The 21539-nt window shown below is 39.2% G+C and carries 16 protein-coding genes; 5 read left to right on the top strand and 11 right to left on the bottom strand.

Annotated features, from left to right (window positions below; all coding sequences use genetic code 11):
- Positions 1 to 71 precede the first annotated feature (71 nt).
- Both gss and DO88_RS05270 read right to left on the bottom strand, forming a co-directional pair.
- Positions 72 to 1934, bottom strand: a complete 1863-nt coding sequence (gene gss / locus DO88_RS05275; protein WP_033040178.1) for a bifunctional glutathionylspermidine amidase/synthase — start codon at positions 1932 to 1934, stop codon at positions 72 to 74.
- Between the two features lie 330 nt (positions 1935 to 2264).
- Positions 2265 to 2651: a hypothetical protein gene (locus DO88_RS05270; RefSeq protein WP_007376940.1), complete on the bottom strand. Its 387-nt coding sequence runs from the start codon at positions 2649 to 2651 to the stop codon at positions 2265 to 2267.
- Between the two features lie 380 nt (positions 2652 to 3031).
- On the opposite strand from DO88_RS05270, the gene DO88_RS05265 reads away from it, so the two are divergent.
- From DO88_RS05265 to DO88_RS05255, 3 genes are all read left to right on the top strand, one after another.
- Positions 3032 to 3865, top strand: coding sequence for a mechanosensitive ion channel family protein (locus DO88_RS05265; RefSeq protein ID WP_007376939.1), 834 nt, complete (start codon positions 3032 to 3034; stop codon positions 3863 to 3865).
- Positions 3866 to 4112: 247 nt separating this feature from the next.
- Positions 4113 to 6185, top strand: coding sequence for a catalase (locus tag DO88_RS05260; RefSeq protein ID WP_033040227.1), 2073 nt, complete (start codon positions 4113 to 4115; stop codon positions 6183 to 6185).
- 102 nt (positions 6186 to 6287) lie between these two features.
- A complete protein-coding gene (locus DO88_RS05255) occupies positions 6288 to 6758 on the top strand; it encodes a GFA family protein (protein ID WP_007376937.1) in 471 nt (156 codons plus the stop codon).
- 154 nt (positions 6759 to 6912) lie between these two features.
- Here the strand turns inward: DO88_RS05255 and DO88_RS05250 are convergent, their stop codons facing one another.
- Together DO88_RS05250 and DO88_RS05245 are read right to left on the bottom strand one after the other, a co-directional pair.
- A complete protein-coding gene (locus DO88_RS05250; protein WP_033040181.1) occupies positions 6913 to 7677 on the bottom strand; it encodes a DUF6515 family protein in 765 nt (254 codons plus the stop codon).
- 246 nt (positions 7678 to 7923) lie between these two features.
- Entirely contained in the window at positions 7924 to 9063 is a 1140-nt protein-coding gene (locus tag DO88_RS05245; protein WP_033040183.1) for an alkene reductase, read from the bottom strand.
- A gap of 80 nt (positions 9064 to 9143) precedes the next feature.
- On the opposite strand from DO88_RS05245, the gene DO88_RS05240 reads away from it, so the two are divergent.
- Positions 9144 to 10061, top strand: coding sequence for a LysR family transcriptional regulator (locus DO88_RS05240; protein WP_198022411.1), 918 nt, complete (start codon positions 9144 to 9146; stop codon positions 10059 to 10061).
- Here the strand turns inward: DO88_RS05240 and DO88_RS05235 are convergent.
- From DO88_RS05235 to DO88_RS05205, 7 genes are all read right to left on the bottom strand, one after another.
- Entirely contained in the window at positions 10056 to 11126 is a 1071-nt protein-coding gene (locus DO88_RS05235; RefSeq protein ID WP_033040188.1) for a cytochrome-c peroxidase, read from the bottom strand. The two genes, DO88_RS05240 and DO88_RS05235, sit on opposite strands and share 6 nt — an antisense overlap.
- Positions 11119 to 13797 (bottom strand): TonB-dependent receptor, encoded by a 2679-nt coding sequence (locus DO88_RS05230; protein WP_033040190.1) that lies wholly within the window; start codon positions 13795 to 13797, stop codon positions 11119 to 11121. Before DO88_RS05230 ends, DO88_RS05235 begins: the two co-directional genes overlap by 8 nt.
- A gap of 13 nt (positions 13798 to 13810) precedes the next feature.
- Complete coding sequence (locus DO88_RS05225; protein WP_033040192.1) at positions 13811 to 16555, bottom strand: Ig-like domain-containing protein; 2745 nt, start codon at positions 16553 to 16555, stop codon at positions 13811 to 13813.
- Positions 16556 to 16756: 201 nt separating this feature from the next.
- The gene (locus DO88_RS0118385) at positions 16757 to 17455 is read right to left on the bottom strand and encodes a hypothetical protein (RefSeq protein WP_232224820.1); all 699 of its coding nucleotides are present in this window, start codon (positions 17453 to 17455) and stop codon (positions 16757 to 16759) included.
- A gap of 28 nt (positions 17456 to 17483) precedes the next feature.
- Positions 17484 to 18728, bottom strand: coding sequence for a hypothetical protein (locus tag DO88_RS05215; RefSeq protein ID WP_007376928.1), 1245 nt, complete (start codon positions 18726 to 18728; stop codon positions 17484 to 17486).
- Positions 18725 to 19561 (bottom strand): ABC transporter ATP-binding protein, encoded by an 837-nt coding sequence (locus tag DO88_RS05210; protein WP_033040229.1) that lies wholly within the window; start codon positions 19559 to 19561, stop codon positions 18725 to 18727. Before DO88_RS05210 ends, DO88_RS05215 begins: the two co-directional genes overlap by 4 nt.
- A gap of 5 nt (positions 19562 to 19566) precedes the next feature.
- Positions 19567 to 19938, bottom strand: coding sequence for a GntR family transcriptional regulator (locus tag DO88_RS05205; RefSeq protein ID WP_007376926.1), 372 nt, complete (start codon positions 19936 to 19938; stop codon positions 19567 to 19569).
- Between the two features lie 92 nt (positions 19939 to 20030).
- Between DO88_RS05205 and DO88_RS05200 the strand changes: the two genes are divergently transcribed.
- Complete coding sequence (locus DO88_RS05200) at positions 20031 to 21536, top strand: alpha/beta fold hydrolase (RefSeq protein WP_033040195.1); 1506 nt, start codon at positions 20031 to 20033, stop codon at positions 21534 to 21536.
- Positions 21537 to 21539 lie beyond the last annotated feature (3 nt).

Genomic DNA, 21539 nt, shown 5'->3' on the forward strand with positions numbered 1-21539 from the left:
ACTGACCACTTGATATCACCAGGGCTACACAAACTTAAGCCCGCAGCAAATTGCGGGCTTAGTATTGTTTATTATTTAATACGCAGCGCCATACAATCGCTATGGCCGTTTATGATCATGCTTTTATCAACACGTACGCCACCACCAGAGTATTTTCCGGTGGCTGTAAAACTACATATTTGTACAAAGTAGTCATCTACTTTGGGCAGTGCAAATAGTTGTTGGTATATTTGGTCTTGCTCGGCAAAGTGCCCCATTGTTTTTTCTATAACTTGCTGCTGTTCATCAACAAGTTGAATATTAGCGCCACAGCGTCCTACTATTGGTTTAACTACATAACCGGTTTGTAATAACTCGTCGTTAAGCCCAAACGCGGTATTAAGTAAATACTTATGATTAGGGAACAAGCTCCAAAGTATTGGTAAAATGGCCTTATTACTTGGGATTAATGTCCACAGTGGTTCAAATACCATCACGTTTTTACGCAGTAATACATCGACTAAGCGCGGCGTTTCACCAGCTTTGAATTGTGGTTCAAAGTTATCACCTAATGATTGCTCGGCTTCGCATTCTTCACGAATTTGATCAAGTGCGGTTTCCCACGACCAGGTTTTCCATACGTAACTAAGTTGTGCGCCATCTGCATCTACTATGTTGCCTGATTCATTCCAGCGAAGTGTGCTTAAGCCAATTACTAACTTACACTCAAAGCCCGCGGCTTCAATAGCTTCTTTCATAAATAATGCGTGGTAATGTTCTTCTGGTTCATCGTCTTGTAAAATATGAACAAGACCTTTCACTTCACTTTTACGCCATGCTTTTACGAGGTCTTTAAATAAGTTTTGACCTGCATCTACACCTGCTTTAACACCAAAGTGTTTTGCCCACTTGCCCTGAACTTTGCCGCTTTCCATATAACACGATGCCGAATCGCAATTGTATTCGTAAACTTTTAAACCTGCTGCTGTTAAGGCAAAGTCAAACCGGCTGGTAATTAATTGGTTTAAGCGGTTATCCCACGATTGGCGAATTTTATTAAGCACAACATCGGGTAAATTAAACTTTTTTAATAACTCAGGGTGCTGCAGTACATAATCGGTTGCATGCATAAATAAGCCATGCAGCTCATTTGTTGCATGTTCAATGCTTTGCTGCGCCGTTTGAGATATTGCAAAGTAATTATGCTGATCCTCATCTACGGATGTAAGTTTATGGCCTTGCATCATTTCTACGTAGGCAGCTTCATCGTCATTCGCAATATTTAACCATGACTTATTTGCTTGCCCTGTATCTGTTGCTTTATGGGCTTCTATAGTAAATAAGTCAGTGTTTAGCTCAGGCGTTGACTCAGCATATTCTGTTTCATCAGTTTGTGTCATCCAACCTAAAATAGTGGCGTCGCTGTAAGAGCACTCAATCCAATAGTCGCCATCTTTAGTTACTTTTGCTTTTAGTTCTCGGCACCAGTTTTGATTTGTTGGCCATATTTGATGTCCTACATTTTGCTCAGCAAGGCGTATTTTATCTTCATGCACTTCAACAACAACAGCAACATGGCCTGTTTCTTCAAACTCGCCGCCTTCTTCCCATATCAGTAAACTGCCTACTTGAGGGTGATGTTTAGCACCATTTTTAAACGCGTTTAGTGGCAGTCTATTTTGGCTATTTACATCGCGCACTGAACGCAGCTCAAAAATATCGTAAGCCATGGCTATGTCATCAAAAATATAACCATGGTTGAGATACATCCATCTACGGGCAAACTCAACGCATTGCCATTTATAGCCCATGTAAATACCGTCTAGGTAACTACGATAGGCGCTACGATTAGGATAAATGCTTTCATCAGCCGTATCATAATCAGATGAATACACAGCAACATTACCAGATGCATAACCTAATAAGGTACCAAAATCACTAGCAGGAGATTTCATAAACAAAGGTGTTCAAAATAAGGTGTAATAATTTGCTGACTATATGAGCGAAACTGGGTTATAGCAAGATATAAAATATGTTTTTACGAAGGAAAATGAGTAAAAAATTACTCATTCATTAAAGAGTGAAAATGCGGGGGAGAACCTTTATTAATAGCATTAGATTTGGTGCTTATTTGAACTTGTAGTTGGTTGAAAATTAGTAATGTTTTTGACGTAATAATTACTGTTTAAATCTCAACTAAAAAATGGAGAAGCTATAGGTAGCTTCTCCACTTTTATTATTCATAGTTAGTGCTTTTTATAATTTGTTAAGCAGGTTACACGTTACTAAATCATTTCAGCATCTATATGGCGTATAAGGTTTGACACCCAATTAACATACTGGCGGTGAATTTTTTTGCCATTGTAGTTTAAGTTAATAGAGTTTTTATAGTTGATTGAGTATGCTGTTTTATCATATGTAATATCGACTGTTAATTGGTGTGTGCGAATATCCAGCACACCTTTTATTTTACCTTCACTCATAGGTGTGCACTTCCAACCAAGCTGAATACATGCTTTTAGAATACCTTTTGCTACGTCAGCTTCACTGTTGGTAATTGTTGATGTTTGCGGAATAGGGTTTTGTTCGAAGTCTCTTACTGCGACAGATGTTGAACAACCAGCAAGTACAGTAAGAGCTGCCGCTGTAAGTAAAATTGAGTACTTTTTCATAATAATCCTTTGTTTTAATTTCATCCAATTGCGTTGTGTCGCCAATATATGCGCTTAGGTGAGATTATCGGTAAATTTATAGGTGAGTGCCAGTAATAATTTAAAATAAAGGCACTTGATCGAACCCTAACCAGAGTTATAGATTGGTCGAGAATTTAATCAGTTAAGAATATTATGTTACTTACTTAAAATAACGGTGAAGGGGAAAGCTAGTGAGATTATACGTTAAAGGCTTACTTTGGTTGTGTATATCCATTGAATCTATATTTTTCAATCTGCTTTAACTTACTCCTATATTCGTATGTTCGTTAAATTTTTGTTAAAGTACTGTGCTTGGTATGGGATACAGTAATTTAATGATTTTATAAACAGGAAATGAAATGGAAGATATAATAAATCAAATAGATGTTAATCAATATTTACCCGCTGCAGTTACGTGGGCAACCAACATATTACTGGCAATTGCAATTTTACTTGTAGGCTTATGGTTAGCAGGCAAGGTACGCAATTTAATTATTGGCTTATGCCATAAATATACTCATCTTGATGATACGCTTTTTCGCTTTTTAGGCAGCATGGCTCGCTACATCATATTAGCGTTCGTTATTATTGCTGTGTTAAATCGCTTTGGTGTACAAACAGCCTCTATTATTGCTTTACTCGGTGCTGCAGGACTTGCTATAGGCTTGGCGTTACAAGGTGCAATGTCGAACCTTGCAGCAGGCGTTATGTTACTTGTTTTTAGACCTTATAAAGTGAATGATTTTATTGAGGCGGCAGGGCGCTTTGGTAAAGTAACAGAAGTAGATATGTTTACTACTATTTTACAAACGTTCGATAACCAACAGGTTATTATTCCAAATAGTCAAATTTGGGGCGCGCAAATTATTAACCATTCACATCATCCAATTCGTGGTGTTGATATGCATTTTGGTGTTGCATACGGTGAAGATACAACGGCTGTACGTAAAGTTATAGATGCCGTACTTGCAGCGCACCCACACATACTAAAAGATCCAGCGCCTTTTGTTGAAGTAGAAACACTTAACAACAGTTCAGTAGACTTTTTAGTAAGACCTTTTTGTAAGGGTGAGCATTACTTCGATATTCTTTACACTGTGCCAGAGTTAATTAAAAAAGCACTAGATGAAAACAACATCGAAATACCTTTCCCTCATCGTAAAGTAATTTTAGTTAACGAAAGTAAAGATTAACTAAATTTATAACGATTTAAACGCAAGGGCACTTTAAAGTGCCCTTTTTTTGATCTTGAAAAACTTACAGGGCTCTGTAAGTTTTTCTATTTTTAATACCACTTAAAGCATCATTTTCACTCTGTATCCCGCGCTTTTATTGCTCTTACTGTTTGGTCTTTATTTTGCATTTAGCTCAGTTGTTTTTGCTGTTAAGCAAACTTTAAAAAACGACCCCAATCACTTAAATTGTAATGAAGGATTAGACATGGCTGAATCATTTAAATACGCAGGTAAGAAAGGCAATGGCGGCGAGCTGCGCCAAAGTGCATCTGATGGCTACCCAACAATGACCACAGCGCAAGGCTGCCCTGTGAGCGACGATCAAAACTCGTTAAAAGCAGGCAAACGCGGTCCTGGCTTAATGGAAGATCAGGTACTGCGCGAAAAGCTTTTTCATTTTGACCACGAGCGTATTCCTGAGCGAGTAGTACATGCTCGTGGTTACGGGGCACATGGGTACTTTGAAACTTACGACACGCTTGAAGATTTAACCTGTGCTGATATTTTTAAACGCAAAGGTGAAAAAACACCTGTGTTTACGCGCTTTTCTACTGTTGCTGGTAACAAGGGCTCTCCGGATTTAGCACGCGATGTACGTGGTTTTGCCGTTAAATTTTATACTCAAGAAGGTAATTGGGATTTAGTCGGTAACAATATACCGGTGTTTTTTATTCAAGATGCGATGAAATTCCCAGACTTAGTTCATTCAGCTAAAGCAGAGCCCGACCGAGGTTTTCCTCAAGCGCAAACCGCACACGATAACTTTTGGGATTTTGTGAGCTTATCGCCTGAGTCAATGCACATGGTTATGTGGGCAATGTCTGATAGAGCTATTCCACGCTCTTTGCGCTTTATGGAAGGTTTTGGCGTTCATACCTTTAAATTTATTAACGCCAAAGGTGATGAGAAATTTGTTAAATTTCATTGGAAACCAAAAGGCGGAATGCAATCTGTAGTATGGAACGAGGCGCTTAAACTAAATGGCGCAGACCCTGATTTTCACCGTCGCGACATGTGGGAATCAATTGGTAACGGCGACTTTCCTGAATGGGAGTTAGGTGTGCAGGTGTTTGATCAGCAATTTGCTGATGAATTTGAATTTGATGTATTCGATGCCACTAAACTAATACCAGAGGAACAAGTGCCCGTTAGAATAGTTGGGCGAATGGTGCTTAATCGCGTAGTCGATAACTTTTTTGCAGAAACAGAGCAAGTTGCATTTTGTACACAAAACATTGTACCAGGGCTCGATTTTACACCCGACCCGCTACTGCAAGGTCGTAACTTTTCATACCTTGATACTCAAACTAAGCGTTTAGGTGGTCCTAACTTTACGCATATTCCGGTTAATGCGCCTAAGTGCCCAATGAGGCATTTTCAGCAAGATGGCCACATGGCAATGCACAATCCAAAAGGGCGTGTTAATTACGAACCCAACTCATGGAGCGGCGACGAAAACAACCCGCGCGAATGCCCAGTACATGGCTTTAAAAGCTCAAGGGAACCTGAAGTAAGCGGCGGTGATAAACTGCGTTATCGCTCAGAAACATTCAGCGATCATTACAGTCAAGCTCGTCAATTTTATTTAAGTCAAACAGAGGTAGAGCAGGCGCATATACAATCTGCGTACGTGTTTGAGCTGTCTAAAGTTGAGCATTTGCCAATACGAGAACGTTTGGTATCGCATTTATTAAATATTGACGAAACCCTCGCAAACAAAGTTGCCGAAGGGCTTGGCTTGCAAGAAATGCCAGACCCAGCTGAAGCTGCTATGCCAACACGTAAAGACTTACCTGTATCTGATGCGTTGAGTATTTTGAAAAACGCGCCCAACACCTTCAAAGGCCGTAAATTAGGTATTTTAGTAAGTGATGGCTTTAATGCAGAAATTTTTGAATCGGTTACCAATACACTTAAAAGTGAAGGTGCAAACTTTGAAATTATTGCCCCACAAGTTGGCGGTGCTAAATGCAGTAAAGGTAAGCACTTTAAAGCTGATCAGGTTATTAATGGTGGTCCATCGGTTTTATACGATGCGGTACTTGTGCTCACCACTGAAGAAGGAGCTGAAAAACTAGCTGCTATAGCAGAAGCTAAAGACTTTGTAAGTGATGCGTACGCACATATGAAATTTATAGGCTTTACAAATGAGGCCAAGCCTTTATTTAAAGCGGCAGGCCTTGATGGAAAAGTAGATGATGGTTGGATAGATTTAAAGGTAGACTCTGCCGATAAATTTATAAGTACATTGCGTAATTTAAGATTTTGGAAACGTTAGTAAGCTCATTAATTTAAAAACCACAGCGTGTAATTGTTGTGGTTTTTTTATGCTCATCTAGTTAAAGTATTAGTTCAAGCCAACATTAAAATTGGATTTATTATGAAGTTAAATGGCGCTTGCCACTGTGGCAAAGTGGTATTTACGGTCAACTCAAAACACCCTTATCCTTACAATTTATGTTATTGCTCTATATGCAGAAAAACCGCAGGAAGCGGGGGTTTTGTTATTAATTTAAGTGCAGAATATAAAACATTAAAAGTGACAGGTGCGGAGCATATAACGATTTATCACGCTAAAATAGACAATAAAATCAGCCCTGCAGAGCGTCATTTTTGTAAGCATTGTAGTGCTAACTTGTGGTTATACGATGCGCGTTGGCCAGATCAAGTTCACCCATTTGCTGGTGCAATTGATAGTGAGTTACCCATACCGCCAGAGCGCACTCATTTAATGTTAGGCAGTAAAGCTCATTGGGTTGATGCGCCTATAAAAAACGGTGATCTGCAGTTTGATCAATACCCAAGCGAAAGTATTGCTCAGTGGCATCAACGTTTAAAGTTAGAACAATAAAAATGTATTTTTTAACACTATAAAATAATGGCGAAAATGACGTTGTTGCTTTCATCAATCAGAGCCATTTAGCGTATACGGGTTATTACCACTCTCTTATTGAGCTCAATGAGAGAGTGGTAGGTTTAATGTTTAAATAGCAATATAAATTAATTCATCCCAGCTTTATAGCGAGGTATTTTATTTCATCGTCACTTATTTGCGGTAAAAAATAAATATCGCCGTATTTAAAATACTGCTGTGAGTTAATTATTACGGCCTGTGCAGCCATAGGCAGTGAGTCGTATGTTTGACCCAAGCGATAGTCCTTTACATTACCCACTTTTATTGCCTGATTAAGGCGAGTTGATGGCTCATCAACAACCGTATAACCATCATTATCCGCCATGTAGTATACATTTTGATAAGTGTAGTAAGTCGTATTATGGTGTTTAAAATGCCTATAATTTCTTGGTAGCGTATTTATACGCAGACCTCTAGGTGGTTTAACAACATGGTAGCCTCTTTTAGCTTTACGGTAGTAAAGGCCGTCGTTAAACGTAAACGAAATACCATTAAACCTAATCGATGCGCTACTGCGTGGTAAATGGTTTATAAATCGGTTTTGTCTGTAAGTGACTGAATTATGATGGTTTGTTAAGTAGTTATATTTTCTCTGGTTGTAGCGGTGTAGTTCACGCTTTTCCTGTTTGTACTTAGCGAGTCTACGTTTTTCTTGTTTACGGTCTTCTCGTTTTTCTTTTTTATGCTCAATACGCTGCTTTTTTTCATGGAGGCGTACATCGCGTTTATATTCAACACGTTTGTCGTGATCGCGTTTAAAGCTTTTATCATTCTCTCGCTCGTTTTGTGCTCCAAGCGCAGAGCCTGATACTGCGCCAATGGCGAGCAGGGCAGGTAGTAAAAAAGTAAGTTTCATAGTATTGCCTCGTTTATGTTTTTACATAACTGGGTTCAATACTAGCGGCTCAAACTGAATGTTAACTGACATACAACAGCAAACGGAGTTATGCTTACAGCTTTTTACATTTTACTGACGGTTCTTGACATAATCTCTAGTTTTTGACGATTTTAGGAATATTTTGATACACCAAAATGATTAGTGGTATCACAAAAAATGGATACGAAATTAGTAATTAAGCCTTCCTTGGCTTAATTAAATTAACTATTTTTCGTAGAGCGGATAATCGCTATAACCCACTTCAGTACCGCCATACATAGTGGCTGCATCGGCTTCGTTAAACGTCCAATTATTCGCTATACGCTCTGGTAAATCAGGGTTAGCTATAAATGGGCGACCAAATGCAAATAAGTCACCGTAACCTTCACCTAAAATACGCACCGCTTTTTCTACTGTGTATTTACCAGCATAAATAATGCGACCTGAAAATTCAGCTCGTACTGCTTTATAAAACTCTAGAGGTAAATCGGGAGCGTTATCCCAATCAGCCTCAGCAATCGATAAGTAAGCAATCCCAGCTTGCTCAAGCACTTTAATGGCTTGTATATAAGTATGGTGAGGGTTTGATTCAACAAGTCCTAAATACACTCGTGTTTCGTCTGTGCTTTCAAATAAAGGAGCAAAGCGTACACCTAAACGGTGTGCGCCTACAACGTCACTTACCGCTTCAACTATTTCTTTTAAAAATCGCAGGCGATTAGTAAGTGTTCCACCGTATTGATCATCACGGTTATTTGTATGCTCAGAAATAAACTGATTAACTAAATACCCGTTAGCACAATGAAGCTCCACACCATCAAAGCCTGCTTCTAAAGCATTGCGTGCAGCTTGAGCGTACATGTTTACCAGTTCACCAACTTCAGTTGTAGTTAGTGCGCGGGGCTCACTTGGATCAGCCAACACTCCTTCACCAGGTGCGGTTTCAATAAAGACTTTTACATTGTCAGCAATAATATCTGAAGGGCCAACCGGTTTACCTGAATTTGGTTGTAGTGTGGTGTGCGATACGCGCCCTACATGCCAAAGCTGAGCAAAAATAACGCCGCCTTTAGCGTGTACTGCATGTGTTACTTTTTTCCAGCCTTCAATTTGTGCTTGCGAGTGAATTCCAGGGGTCCAAGCGTAACCTTGTCCACGAGGTTCTATTTGTGTGCCTTCAGTAACCATAAAACCAGCCGATGCGCGCTGCGAGTAATACTCAGCCATTAATTCATTAGGGATATTGCCAGGCTGAGTGCTGCGAGAGCGAGTAAGAGGAGGCATCACAATACGGTTTTTAAGTGTAAAAGGGCCAAGCTCAATTGATGAGAATAAAGGGGCGGTGTTAATTAATTCTGATTTCATTTTAAATTCTCTTATAAAGCAAACAAAGGCTTAAATAGTGGTTAAGCGACATTGGCAGCATAGAGATTTAAAGATACAATTTGAAACAACACTTTTTTGTACAGCATACAATTATGAATGGTATTAGTCGGCTTGATATAAAGCAGTTAAGAGTACTCAGTAGCTTATTAGAACTGCAAAACCTTTCACAAGTAGCCAAAAAAATGGGGTTAACGCAACAAGCTATTAGTGAGCAACTACGAAAGCTACGAGATTTATTTGACGATCGTTTGTTTATTCGCCAAGGCAATAACATGGTTGCTACTCCTAAAGCGCAAGGGCTAAAGGCGCCTGTTAACCATATTTTAAAGCAATTAGAGTCGTTACTAGAGCCTGAGCAGTTTAGCCCGCAATCTTATAAAGGTGTGTTTACCATAAGCGCAACCGACTACGCCACGCAGGCTTTATTGCCGCAATTATTTAATATTACCCGCCGTGAAGCGCCAGGTTTAAAGCTGATAGTGCGCGACTTTGCGTCTGACAACGTTAATCAACTTATAACGGCAGGCGAGCTTGATTTACTGATAAGCTTTCCAGAGTTTATACCTGACAACTTAGCGTATGTCACTTTGCTAGAAGAGCAGCACTTGTGTATTACAGGCTGTAAAAATGAGTTTGAAGATGAGCCCTTAACACTGCCGGAAATTGCAGCGCACCCGCAGCTGGTGGTGTCGCCTTCACGCGCTAATTTACGCGGATCGCACGATCAATGGTTTGAAAGCCAAGGGCTAAAACGTAATATTGTTATGTCGGTACCGAGTTTTTCAGCGGTGCCCGACATTTTACATACTACTGATATGCTCGCGTTTTACCCTTCAAGATTATTACCAAATAGTAAAGTTAGACTGCTAGAAGTTGAGGCACTTCCACCTACTTTTAAAGTGATAGCAGCATGGCATCCACGTACTAATAACAGCCCAATTCATAAATGGTTGATAGAGCAATTACAAAACTTATAAAATCCGTAAAAATGCAACAAGATCTAAACGCTCTTGCTTGGTGAGTTTTAATGGTTTTAACAGTTTTGTCGTTTTAGGAAAGTGTGGATCGTTTAATTGGCTTTTCCTAGGCTTAGGTCTTGCTCCACCATGGTTGTACATGTTTACTATGCCTAGTAGGTCATCAAAAAGCCCATTGTGCATCCAAGGAAATGTTTGTGTTAAACCTAGTAATGAAGGGGTTCTAAATAACCCTATATCACTTGGATTATTTGTAAAATTAAACCGGCCTTTATCTTCAAAACTACGGCCGTAATAATGAAGCCCTGTGCCATGAAATTGGTTGTCACTTAATAGCGCGCCATTGTGGCAAGTCATACACTTTGCTTTAGTTCTAAATAAATGTAATCCGTTTAATTCATTATCTGATAAGCGTCTAAGCGCTTTTTTTGGATTACTCTGAACCTCATTAATAAATGATTTAAAACGAGTATTAGGTGCAATGAGTGTTCGCTCAAATGCAACGAGGGCTTCTGCCATTTGTGCCATAGAAAGCGTGTCTGAATTAAAGGCACTTTTATTAAATGCCGTATAGCTTTTATCTTTATTGACCCGCATTAAGGCTTTTTGTGGATCTAAGTCCATTTCAATAGGATTGCTAATGGGCATAAGTGCTTGTTGCTCAGCTGTTTTAGCGCGACCATCCCAAAAAAAACTTTGCCACTGATCTATACCAAAAATTGCAGGGGTATTGCGGGTGCCCACTTGATCATTTATACCGACTGCAGTGGCACGACCATCATGAAAACCCTTATCTCGTTCATGACAACTTGCGCAGCTTACGGTTTTATCGCGCGAAAGCTGTGTATCATGAAAAAGCTTATTGCCAAGTGCAACATGCTCTGCCGGTGGAGTGGCTATTGGCAATAGCGAGAGAGGCTCAACTATACGTCCGTCACTGGTTTGAATGGCAGGCCAGTTTATCTGCTCTTCGCTATATACTTTTCGTAGTGATTTAGTATCAAGCTGCTGTGGTTGGGCATTTAAAGAAAGTACAATACTTAGAATACGAATAAATTCAGTCATATTTGTAGCTAAGCCCCAACCAAAATACTCGACCTGGCTCAATACCTGATGCGCCCTCTGCAACTGTATACGTTCTCTTATTTAATAGATTGGAAATATCAGCTCGTAACTCTAAGCTTTGGCTATTGGTCAGTTTATGTTTGTATTTTAAACTTAGGTTTAGCATTGTCCTGGCACGTATAGTCTGTTCCTGGTAAACATCAAATAGAGTGGAAACAACTGGGCAGCTAGCACAGGCATCCTCTATATCAATGCTTTCACTTCCTCCTGTATTTACTGCGGTATCGTAGCTCCCTGAATATGAAATGTTTAATCCAGTACTAAATGAATCAACCCAATCTACGTTCCAACCTAATGCAGCCGTGATAGGTGCACCAAAGTTCGTCCGTATCTGAGACAACTGACTTAATGTGACCAGTGATCCTTCATCTTTCGCATTAACATAGTAAACGAGTTCATCAAGTGGGGTGTTATCTACGGTTGCATTATAATTGTCATTTGATATTTCGTTCTCGGCATACGACGTATTTGCCCATACTGAATGGGCACCAAATTGTGCGCTCCAAGCGAGTGAAATCCGCTCTGAACTTCCTGAACCTTGGTTGCTAATATCTATATAAGTGTAGCCATCAATATCGGTTTCGTCTGAAGTGGTACGAGAAAACTGCTGATGTTTTTTACGCTTTATGTATTTTAAAGAAATATTACCAATTGTCTCAGAGGCGTGAGCGATACCGAGTGATAACTCATCATCGTAAGGGGTATTCACGTCATTAAATCGATATTTAAAACTGCCAGTATAATTTGAATCTAACCAGTTTTGTAAGTTCCCACTTTCGATAGGTCTATATTGCAGATAAGAAAACTGTTGTTGTTCCTTAATTTTATAACTGATAATTGCAGAGTCGTAATATCGACTTAGGCCGGCACTGATAATGGTTTTTTGATTATCAAATACGTCGTACCCTAATGAAATTCGCGGTGCTACATCGTGGTTTTGTAAAAAGTCATCATAGTTGTAGCGCATGCCTAAATTTACATCAAGTTTACCGTACTTGATGTGGTCGGTAATGTAGAGTGCGTTACGATTTAAATTTACATTTATGTATTCAGCAGGGCTAACTGTTCGGCCATTAAAAAATTGCGCTGTAGTAGTTATATTATTACTGTAAGCGGTAACGTGCTCCGAGTTGTTAAAGTCAATCTCCCCACCTAGTTGCTCAGCTAATTCTCCTATAGGGATGAGAGTTTCGAGTGCTTGACAATCAAGCGAATAACCACTGCAATTAAGTGGTGTAGTAGCACTAGACCATATAACAGGTGAGCTGTAGTTATAGCCATCTTGAAAGCGCTCACGTTCTATTTGCTGATATTTAATTTCTGCACCAGCCACAACTGAGTGGGTTGATCCTAAAAATTTAAAAGCTTCTAGATTAAATGTATTTTTCCAATTGGTGGTGAATTGGCTGTTATCCAACGCGCCATAACCACCTTGGCGTGAAAAGCGTTCGTCTGCATCGCCTTGGTTAGCGTATTGTCCCCAGTCTTTTCCTTTTGTTTGTAGCCAATTATAAAAATGCGCTGGGCCATCTCGGCTACTATCGCTTATGTTAAAGCTTAAATTACTTGCCCATGTTACATATTTAAAATCTTGCTTTAATTGTATTGCGCTACCATAAGCGCCACCTTCTAACTGATAGTCACTATCGAGTGCATCAGTAATAAAACCATTCACCTCGTAGGGAGAATAGATCATACTTACCGTAAAGTTATCAACCCAGCCGTTCTTATAACCATATTTAAATATAGCGTTAATGTTACGGCGGCTTTGGGTTTTTGTTTGCCCCAGCGATAAATCACTTATATTACTGTTAAGGTAATTTAAGCTAAACATCACACCGTGGCGTTTATTAAGTTGCTTTTTACCGCTCAATGAATAGCTTATTTTTTCGTATACTGGAGCCTCTAATTCAGCTTCATCTGTACTGCTTTGCTTAGTTTCATCGTCCGCTTGAATATAATGATAATCAGCCCAATCACTGTGATTTCCGCGTACAGTAAAGCTAAAACTATCTTTGCCAAACGTTTCTTTTGTTTTGGTATCAACAACACCGCCAGAAAAGCCACCAAATTCAGCCGGAATGTTATGGTCATAAACAGTAATAGACTCAACTACATCAGAGTTTACATTCATGCTTTGCACACCGCCTGACACATCATTACTTGATGATGTTAAGCGGCTACTACTGGCGGGATCAATACGATTATTGTAGTTCATACCATCAAGTGAAAAACCTGTTTGCCAAGGTTGTGCACCTGAGATGGATATTTCTGGCGCACTTATCTCAGCTAAGCTTTCAATGCTGAATGCCTCATTGCTTAATTGTACGCTTGGTAAAAGTGCAATTAGCTCATTTATGTCGCCATTCCCTTTGGCTGTTGCATCAATAAAACTGCGGTCTAAATACGAACGACCAATAACTTCAGGAACTTCTATCCCTATAAATTGGCCTTTGACTTCAATGTGTTCGATAGCTTCACATAAACTTTTTTTTTCGTCAGTGAGTGTGCTGCAATCTTCAGGTGGGGGAGGAGTCTGTTTTTGCTCGGTCGCACCATATGCATTATGGGCAAGCAAAAACAGACACGCATAAATATAACGTGTCTGCATTGTTTTCTCTTATTTAGTTGCCAATTGGAGTGCTGTCTTCGCTATCAGCAATACCATCGTTGTCAGCATCTTCATCGGCTGTTAAACCCGAAGAGGCAATATCTTCATCAGTTACATTTGCTAAGAAGAAGTTTGGAAGCCCGTCGTTATCAGTATCAACACTGGCAACACGGTTATCTCTAAAGTCATCTTTGCTTGCAATTAATTCAGCCATTGTGGTGTAAAGGTCAAGTTGGTCGGCTTCACCGTTTACATCGTTAGTTACAAGCGCTGTAGCTTGCTCGTATTCGCCCAATAAGGTATGTGCTTCGACTAAATCTTCCATAGCTTCAATAATGACAGTATCGGCTTGTGCTAAAATAAGCGTTTCAATACCGGAGACAAGTGCTGAGGTTTGTGTTTTCACACTACTGTAGGTGCTAGCAAAGTCAGAAATACTACCTACATTAGCGCCCATGCTAGAAAGCATGCTGTAACGTTCCCAAAAGCCAGTTGCTGATGGGCTAAGTAGTATTGCTTCAATTTTTAATGATTCGAGTATCTCAAGTAGTTGGTCACTTGTTAACGTGCTTAAATTTTCGTTTACTTCAACTATTGCACTATTAAATGTAGTTAAGGCTAAGTCGGTAAACCCTGCGTTTACTAAATAACCTAATGTTTCTAAGCGATATTCAAAGCGGTCTTCAATGTCATCTAATACACTAATTTTACTAAGTAATTGCGTATTTATTGCGGGGATTTCGTCAGTTAAGCCTGCGCGGTCAAGTGATACCATTACATTGCTGTGAACAACAATTGCAGAAGTGTCGGTTAAAGTGCGTAATGTGCCTGTATTTAGTTTATTTAACATGATTAAACAGCGATTTGCGGCAGCAGCAGTATCTGCGCCGACTTCTCTACTAATGGTGACTAGTAAACCACACCCTTTATAGCCAGCTAAGAAAGAAGTAGATGACTCTGCACTTATGTACTCGTCAGATGAAATAAACTCACCCGCATACGTTAATACGTCTTTCGCTTGTTCGGTATAACCGTACTGATATAAAATTTGCGCTGTGCCTGCGTTGTTGTTTGTTTCGGTCAAGCTTCTGAAAAACTCGTTATAATCACCTTCTTCGGTAAAATAGGCAAAGCCGTCAGCAGCGGCATCGGCCACTGAAGTGCCTGCTATAATGCTTTTGGCTATAGTAAAACTATACATAATTTGTTTAGCACCACTGATATCAAAATCAGATGAAAGTAATGCAAACGCAGGGTTTTCTTCGAGGTCATAAAGGCCTTCTAGTAATCCGGCTAGAGTTTGTAGTGGATAGGTATAAGTACCTAAATTGGCCTCAGTGTATTCTGAAGCAGCAAAGTCATAGTTGCTATCTATGCCCGTTACACCATAAAACGACAGCGCTAAGTTTACGTATTCTCGAGCTAGTTCAAGCGAGTTTGCGCGAAATAAAACCTCTGCCGCCCATGCGGTATAAAGCGCTTTTAGCCTTTGTGTTTTTTTACCTTTAAATTCACCGCTTTTTTGAATTTCGTAACCTGTGTTACTCGAAATATTTACCAGTGCAGCAGCGAATGTTTGTGCTGTAAGCTGATTGGCATCAGTTGGGTTGGCAGCATATACGTCTAATGCACCTTCGGCTGCATTTTTAAACGCTGTTTGAAAATAACCATATGTTTTTGTGTACTCTTCTTCACGTACAATCTCTGCGTAGCTGTTAATGGTATTTAGCAGGGTTTCTGCTTCTTCAGTTTGCCCTACATCCATATAATCATTTACTAAACCAAGTAACCAAGACGCATCACTACTGTTTATATTTTCAAAGCCCTTTTCAGCTAAGTACTGGTTGTAAGCAGCTAAAGAGCGGGTGCGGTAGTTATTCCCTAATTCCACATTACGAATACTATCTAAAGCAACGGCTACATCTTGTAGGCCACTAGCTAGTGCTGTTTGCTCGTTAATGAGTAATAAATAGTCTTCGGCGGTATCTAAAAACCCAGCACGCGCATAAGCAGCAGCTTGCACTTGATATACGGTATAACGTGAAATTTCATCGTTTATACTTTCGTTAATAATATCGGCTTGTTTTAAGTGTGACTTACTAGAGCTGTAATAAAAATTACGTTTGTCTTCATTCGTCACATACGATGGGCTAAGTGTAATGCTGGCGGTAATTGGTTCATCAATAACACCATCGGTATAGTTAATTTCGAATACTTCGTTAACTGAGCTTAATGTTTGCGCTTCAAAGGTAAATTCTCCAGTACTTTCGTTTATTGTAATTTCACCGCTCTCAGGAGAGGTTACCAAGGTAATGGTTATTTCATCCCCATCGGCATCAGTAACATTAATTGAGCCCTCTGTTGTTGATGAAGAGGTAACAAACACGTTCGTTGTTTGTAATACAGGCGCGTCATTAACATTTTCAACCGTAAAGTTAACCGTTACATTTGTGCTAAGAGAGCTATCACTGGCAGAAATTGAAGCACTATCGCTACCAAAGAAGTCGGCATTAGGTGTGTAAGTAAACTCACCGTTAGCCTCTACTGCTATGATGCCATTACTTGGCGTGTTAGCAAGTGTATAGCTTAGGACGTCATCGTCGGTGGCTGTTACTTGAGCAGTAAAAGAGGTGTCTTCGTTTAAAGTGAAGCTTAGGTTTGGCTCATTAAATAAAGGTGCTTTATTACTAGAGCCACCACCGCAACCAGTTAAAATTAAAGTGCATAATATAGGTGTGAGTTGAATTAGCTTATTCATGATTATTGAACAATAAAGGTTAATGATGTTGCAAATGATAACGCATATCAATTGCATTTCATATGGAAAAAGTAATTTATATGATAAATTAAAGTGATTTATTGGATGAAATAAAGTTTAAGGGGTTTAAATAAACTAAAAAATAGAATGGTAGTTTGCTAAGGCTGAATGGTTATTCCTTAGCAAACAATAGATTAAGCTTTAATTAACGTCTTTTATTATTAATAAAGGGAAGTGCTTAACGGAACGAGGTTGCCACTGATTGAAAATTATATTTTTAACACCTAAAGACGCAAGTGCCTTGGGTGAGTATGTCCAGCCTCGCGCATGTTTTTTTATTGCTGCTTTGCGTAAACTTGGCTCTAGACCCACAGTAAGTAGGTCATGATTTACATTAAAGTGTTTATACATTGCTCGTTCTCGCTTACTTGCTTTGGCTATAACCTGATCATAATGCGCACGGAGTACTTGCCATTTTTTACTTTTTTTTGGTTCATCTAAATTTTTGACCATAGTGTCTATATCACTGTCGAGCCATTTTGCAGAGGCGGCATCGCCATGCCAGCCAACTATTGCATTTTTCTCAATGGTTGTTGGTTGCCCTACGAGTAGTATGTAGTTAGCACAAGATGAAAAGCAAAAGTCTTTTATGCTCACGCTAAGTTTATGAGCGGCGATCAAGTCAGCTAAATCCATACCAAAATCGATGTTGCCGCCACCGCTGGTAATAGTTAATGCGTTTATCGAAGAATTGCTTTTTAAAAGTTCAGAAGCTTTATTATTTTGAACCTCAGTAATTTGGCCACTGTAATACAGGGTGTTTTTTTTAACGAGCACCAGCGCGCTTGTTGAAAAGCTACAGCATAATAACGATATGTAAATAAGCACTAATTTTATCACTACTTGGTTTATTCCTATTTAATTCAAGCTATAAATATTTTGCAGAGAAACGATTTAATAATGCTAATGAACATACATATAAGCTTATCAAAACAAGGTCTGTAAAGCCGTTATCGCTTTGAATGATGTAAGTACTTAAAGCCATGTGGCCGCCATATGAAAAACATAAAAGTATACCCATAATACTGGTGTTTTTAACAATGTTACCAATTATAAAACTAGCTAAAAAAGCTGCGCATGCTGTAAGTGAAAAATTAGTGGCATATACAAACTGCCATTGTTGTTGTCCAATTAATGGCAACGTAACAATAAAACAAAATATTCCTACGTAAATTGTAAATTTTAATGCACTTTGGATAAAAGCGCTTTTTGCTTGTGCAGTGCTATTGTAAATAGGGAGAGTGTAAAGCAATTCCCATGACTGCGTCCTTTGTGATCGACTCCATTGGCAAAGCGTGAATAGCGCAAGCAAGACATTTGTTAAACTAAACATTGAGTGCTTAGATATATCGTAAAAAAAGTTAATGATTATTGCGCTGGCACTCAATCCTACTAGCAAAATAGCAAATTGAGATAGTGAAGGCCCTACAAAGTAACTCAAAGGAAAGAGCTGTTTATTTAAATACTTAGAGTAACTTGATAAAAAACCAACAGGAACAGGCGACCACCCCGATTGCACACCATGACGATAATTAGCAAAGGCATGACTGCTAAAGTGATATGGTTGGCCAAATTTATCTTTAAATACTAATAGGACTAAGTAAGTAACAATAGCTATAGGGATTAAAAAAACAGGTGTTTTTTCTAATAACACACAACTTATAATGCCTGTGGTGAATATTATGTAACATCCAAGGGTAAATAAATGACTGCTCACTCTACATAAAAGCCATAGCCCTAAACCAAGTGTATTCGCTACAAAGATAGTAGATAAAAGATGAATACTCTGCTCAATAGCTGCATTTATCAGCATAAAACCATTTATTATTGCAATAAACACTTTGCCTTGTTGCGTTACATGTTGGCAATAATCAACAACTAGCGCCTGCCACTCTGTGGCTTGTAAGCGAATACTTTGTAAAGCAAGTGATGCGTACATGCAAATAATCGCAAACATTGCGAGCAGATTAAGAATAACAGGTTCACTACCAATAAATAGGGGGGAAAAAATAGTCGCAAATATTGATGGCACAAAATAACTAGCGGGACCGGCTTCTTTTAACCATAAACTGCTCCAGCCTTGGTACCACTTACGGCTTTGTGGCGAACTCATGCATGTAGCTCCACAAACAGTTGCTCTAAAGAAAGCGGATTAATACTCAATGCGCCATCAATTGTTTCGTTGTTATAACCATAAATAATGGCCGAATTTTTGTTTTGAGCTAATACAGTGTAAGCAGTTAAGTTAATGGTGTTATCGGTAAAATTAACTTTTCGGATAGTTTCGCGAATCTCATCTTGTTCATCAAATAACAGCAGTTCACCTTCTTTTATAAGGGCAATATGGCTTGCAACGCGCTCTATGTCGGAAGTGATATGTGATGAAAACAAAATCCCCGAACCGGAATCGAGTGCGAGATCGAACAAATCGCTCATAAACTCGCGTCTGGCAATAGGGTCTAGGCTTGCAACTGGTTCATCTAAAATAAGTAATTTAGGGCGATATGCCATTGCCATAATTAACGCAAGTGTTTGTCTTTGACCTATTGATAAGTTGCTAATTGCAGCGGTGCTTGAAAGTTCAAACCGACCTAGCCATTTGGTTTCAAGCTCGGTATCCCAGTTAGGGTAAAAACTACGATGTAGTGCCAATGCATCGGCTATTTTAAACCCCTCATAACCAAATGACTGTTGAGCAACATAGCCAATTTTAGCTTTGTTTTCAGCATTAATTTGTAAACTTGGCTCTGAAAAAACACTAATATCACCCATATCGGGAGTTACTAATCCAAGTGCACAGCGTAGTAAAGTCGTTTTACCTGCGCCATTTTTACCGAGTAAGCCAATTACCATACCTGAATACACATCTAAATTAATATTTTTCAGAATATTTTTTGAGTTAATTGTTTTATATACATTTTTGTAGCTAAGGAGTGGTTGTTCCATAGGGGTTATTTCCATCGCTTTTTAATTAATTCTATTAAAACAGCTTGCGATACATCGAGTTGTTTGGCTTGCTGAATAAGTTGATCGGCACCATTAAATAATAGCGTATCTTGTTGTTGTGTTTGCTGCTGTGATTTTTGCGCAACACAGGTTGGTTGCCCACGCCTTCGTTCTAACCAACCTTGTTCAACCAATTGACTTATCGCACGCGACACAGTCATAGGGTTAACCGAAAAGTGCTCAGCTATTTTTCTTACTGAAGGTAATTGCTCGCCTATCGATAATTGCCCGCCCACAATCAACCGCACAATTTGTTCATGCAATTGTTTATAAATTGGATCGCCACTATTAGGGTTGACATTAATAAATTCTAACATTATTCTTTCTCTACTGTATTAATACATTAATACACCGATACACTGTAGTTAAAGTTATCATATTGAGTGTAAAAAGCAACAAGGGAAAAGTAATGGAAACCATGTTTAATTTACGTAAAAAACTAACTAAGCTAACGCTTTTATCAATATTAGCGGGAAGTGGCAGTAGTGTATTTGCTCAAAGTAATGATCAAATACATACAGCTTTAACCCCATGTTATATGGAAGGGTTAGCCGATAGATTAATGTGTGGCAGTATTAAGCGCCCTCTCTCAGATAGCAGCGCTGATGGCGAAATCGACATTAACTTTGCGATTATTCCTGCTATTAAACCTAGCCACCCTGATGAAGCAGCGCTTGCTTTTGCTGGTGGCCCAGGGCAGGGCGCAATAGAGCTAGCTGCTATTTTTAATCGTAATTTACGATTTGTCCGCGAAACGCGTGATATTTTATTGGTTGATCAACGCGGCACTGGCTACTCAAATAAGTTGCAATGTGAAAGTAATGACCTGCAAACACAGTTTGCATTTAACGATTCAATGACTGATCTCGCATTACTGGGCGCTCAAGAAACACAAAAATGTAAAGCGCAGCTGAATATTGATTTAAGTCACTTTTCAACACCTGTTGCTGCAAAAGACTTTGAAGCTGTGCGTAAAGCTTTAGGTTATAAAGGGCTGCATTTGTACGGGGTATCGTACGGTACACGTATTGCGCAAGAATATACCCGCCAATTTCCAAATTCAGTATTAACGAGTACATTGGATGGGGTTGTACCTATGCAGCAAAGCTTGGCTGCAATAGGCGCAGCTATTGATGATTCGTTAGCGGCTTTATTTGCACGTTGTGAAAGTAATACGCTTTGTAATTCACAGTATCCACAGTTAAAAAATCAATTTAATACCTTAATGACGCAGTTAGATAGCCAGCCAATTGAAACAACAGTGAAACACCCGCGTACATACAAAAACATAACGCTAGTGGTGACTAAAACTAAGTTTTTTGGCGCAATACGTATGGCACTTTATAGCCACTCAATGCGAGCAATTTTGCCTTTGGCAATTAGCCAAGCCGCTAATGGTAATTTTTCGCCATGGGTTGGGTTAATGTCGGGCGTTGATATAACTGAACAGCTCGCAATGGGCATGCACAATGCCATTGTATGTGGTGAAGATTGGCCGCAGCTCAATGAGCAAAAGCGTTCAAAATATAATAAAAGCTACATGGGAAAAATGATGATTGAAGGGTTTGATGTAATGTGCCCAATTTGGGATGTAACCCCAGTAAATAAGAGCTTTTATAAGCCCGTGACGACGGAAGTGCCTACTCTATTACTTTCTGGTGGGCGAGACCCTGCAACCCCTGCAAGTTGGGCTGACTTGGCAATGGTAAATATGAAAAATGCCACTCATTTGGTGTCACCTTCGGCAACTCATGGTATTGGCTCACAAACATGCGCGCCCAAAATAATTGCCCAGTTTATTAATCAACAAAATATGCAAGATATAGATACAAAATGTATCAATAACAATAACGATAAACAGTTTTTTATGAATATAAATGGTGCAGCCAGTTCAACAATTCAAAGTATGGAGTAAAGG

It is taken from the genome of Pseudoalteromonas sp. S3431 (genome assembly GCF_000690035.1).
Classification (GTDB): Bacteria; Pseudomonadota; Gammaproteobacteria; order Enterobacterales; family Alteromonadaceae; genus Pseudoalteromonas; species Pseudoalteromonas fuliginea.

What these genes read in the sequence shown, in the direction of transcription:
- DO88_RS05260 (WP_033040227.1), top strand. Translation starts at nt 4,113, where the DNA reads ATGGCTGAATCATTTAAATACGCAGGTAAGAAAGGCAATGGCGGCGAG.
- DO88_RS05270 (WP_007376940.1), bottom strand. Translation starts at nt 2,651, where the DNA reads ATGAAAAAGTACTCAATTTTACTTACAGCGGCAGCTCTTACTGTACTT.
- DO88_RS05200 (WP_033040195.1), top strand. Translation starts at nt 20,031, where the DNA reads ATGGAAACCATGTTTAATTTACGTAAAAAACTAACTAAGCTAACGCTT.
- DO88_RS05210 (WP_033040229.1), bottom strand. Translation starts at nt 19,561, where the DNA reads ATGGAACAACCACTCCTTAGCTACAAAAATGTATATAAAACAATTAAC.
- DO88_RS05205 (WP_007376926.1), bottom strand. Translation starts at nt 19,938, where the DNA reads ATGTTAGAATTTATTAATGTCAACCCTAATAGTGGCGATCCAATTTAT.
- gss (WP_033040178.1), bottom strand. Translation starts at nt 1,934, where the DNA reads ATGAAATCTCCTGCTAGTGATTTTGGTACCTTATTAGGTTATGCATCT.
- DO88_RS05250 (WP_033040181.1), bottom strand. Translation starts at nt 7,677, where the DNA reads ATGAAACTTACTTTTTTACTACCTGCCCTGCTCGCCATTGGCGCAGTA.
- DO88_RS05215 (WP_007376928.1), bottom strand. Translation starts at nt 18,728, where the DNA reads ATGAGTTCGCCACAAAGCCGTAAGTGGTACCAAGGCTGGAGCAGTTTA.
- DO88_RS05235 (WP_033040188.1), bottom strand. Translation starts at nt 11,126, where the DNA reads ATGACTGAATTTATTCGTATTCTAAGTATTGTACTTTCTTTAAATGCC.
- DO88_RS05230 (WP_033040190.1), bottom strand. Translation starts at nt 13,797, where the DNA reads ATGCAGACACGTTATATTTATGCGTGTCTGTTTTTGCTTGCCCATAAT.
- DO88_RS05225 (WP_033040192.1), bottom strand. Translation starts at nt 16,555, where the DNA reads ATGAATAAGCTAATTCAACTCACACCTATATTATGCACTTTAATTTTA.
- DO88_RS05255 (WP_007376937.1), top strand. Translation starts at nt 6,288, where the DNA reads ATGAAGTTAAATGGCGCTTGCCACTGTGGCAAAGTGGTATTTACGGTC.
- DO88_RS05245 (WP_033040183.1), bottom strand. Translation starts at nt 9,063, where the DNA reads ATGAAATCAGAATTAATTAACACCGCCCCTTTATTCTCATCAATTGAG.
- DO88_RS05265 (WP_007376939.1), top strand. Translation starts at nt 3,032, where the DNA reads ATGGAAGATATAATAAATCAAATAGATGTTAATCAATATTTACCCGCT.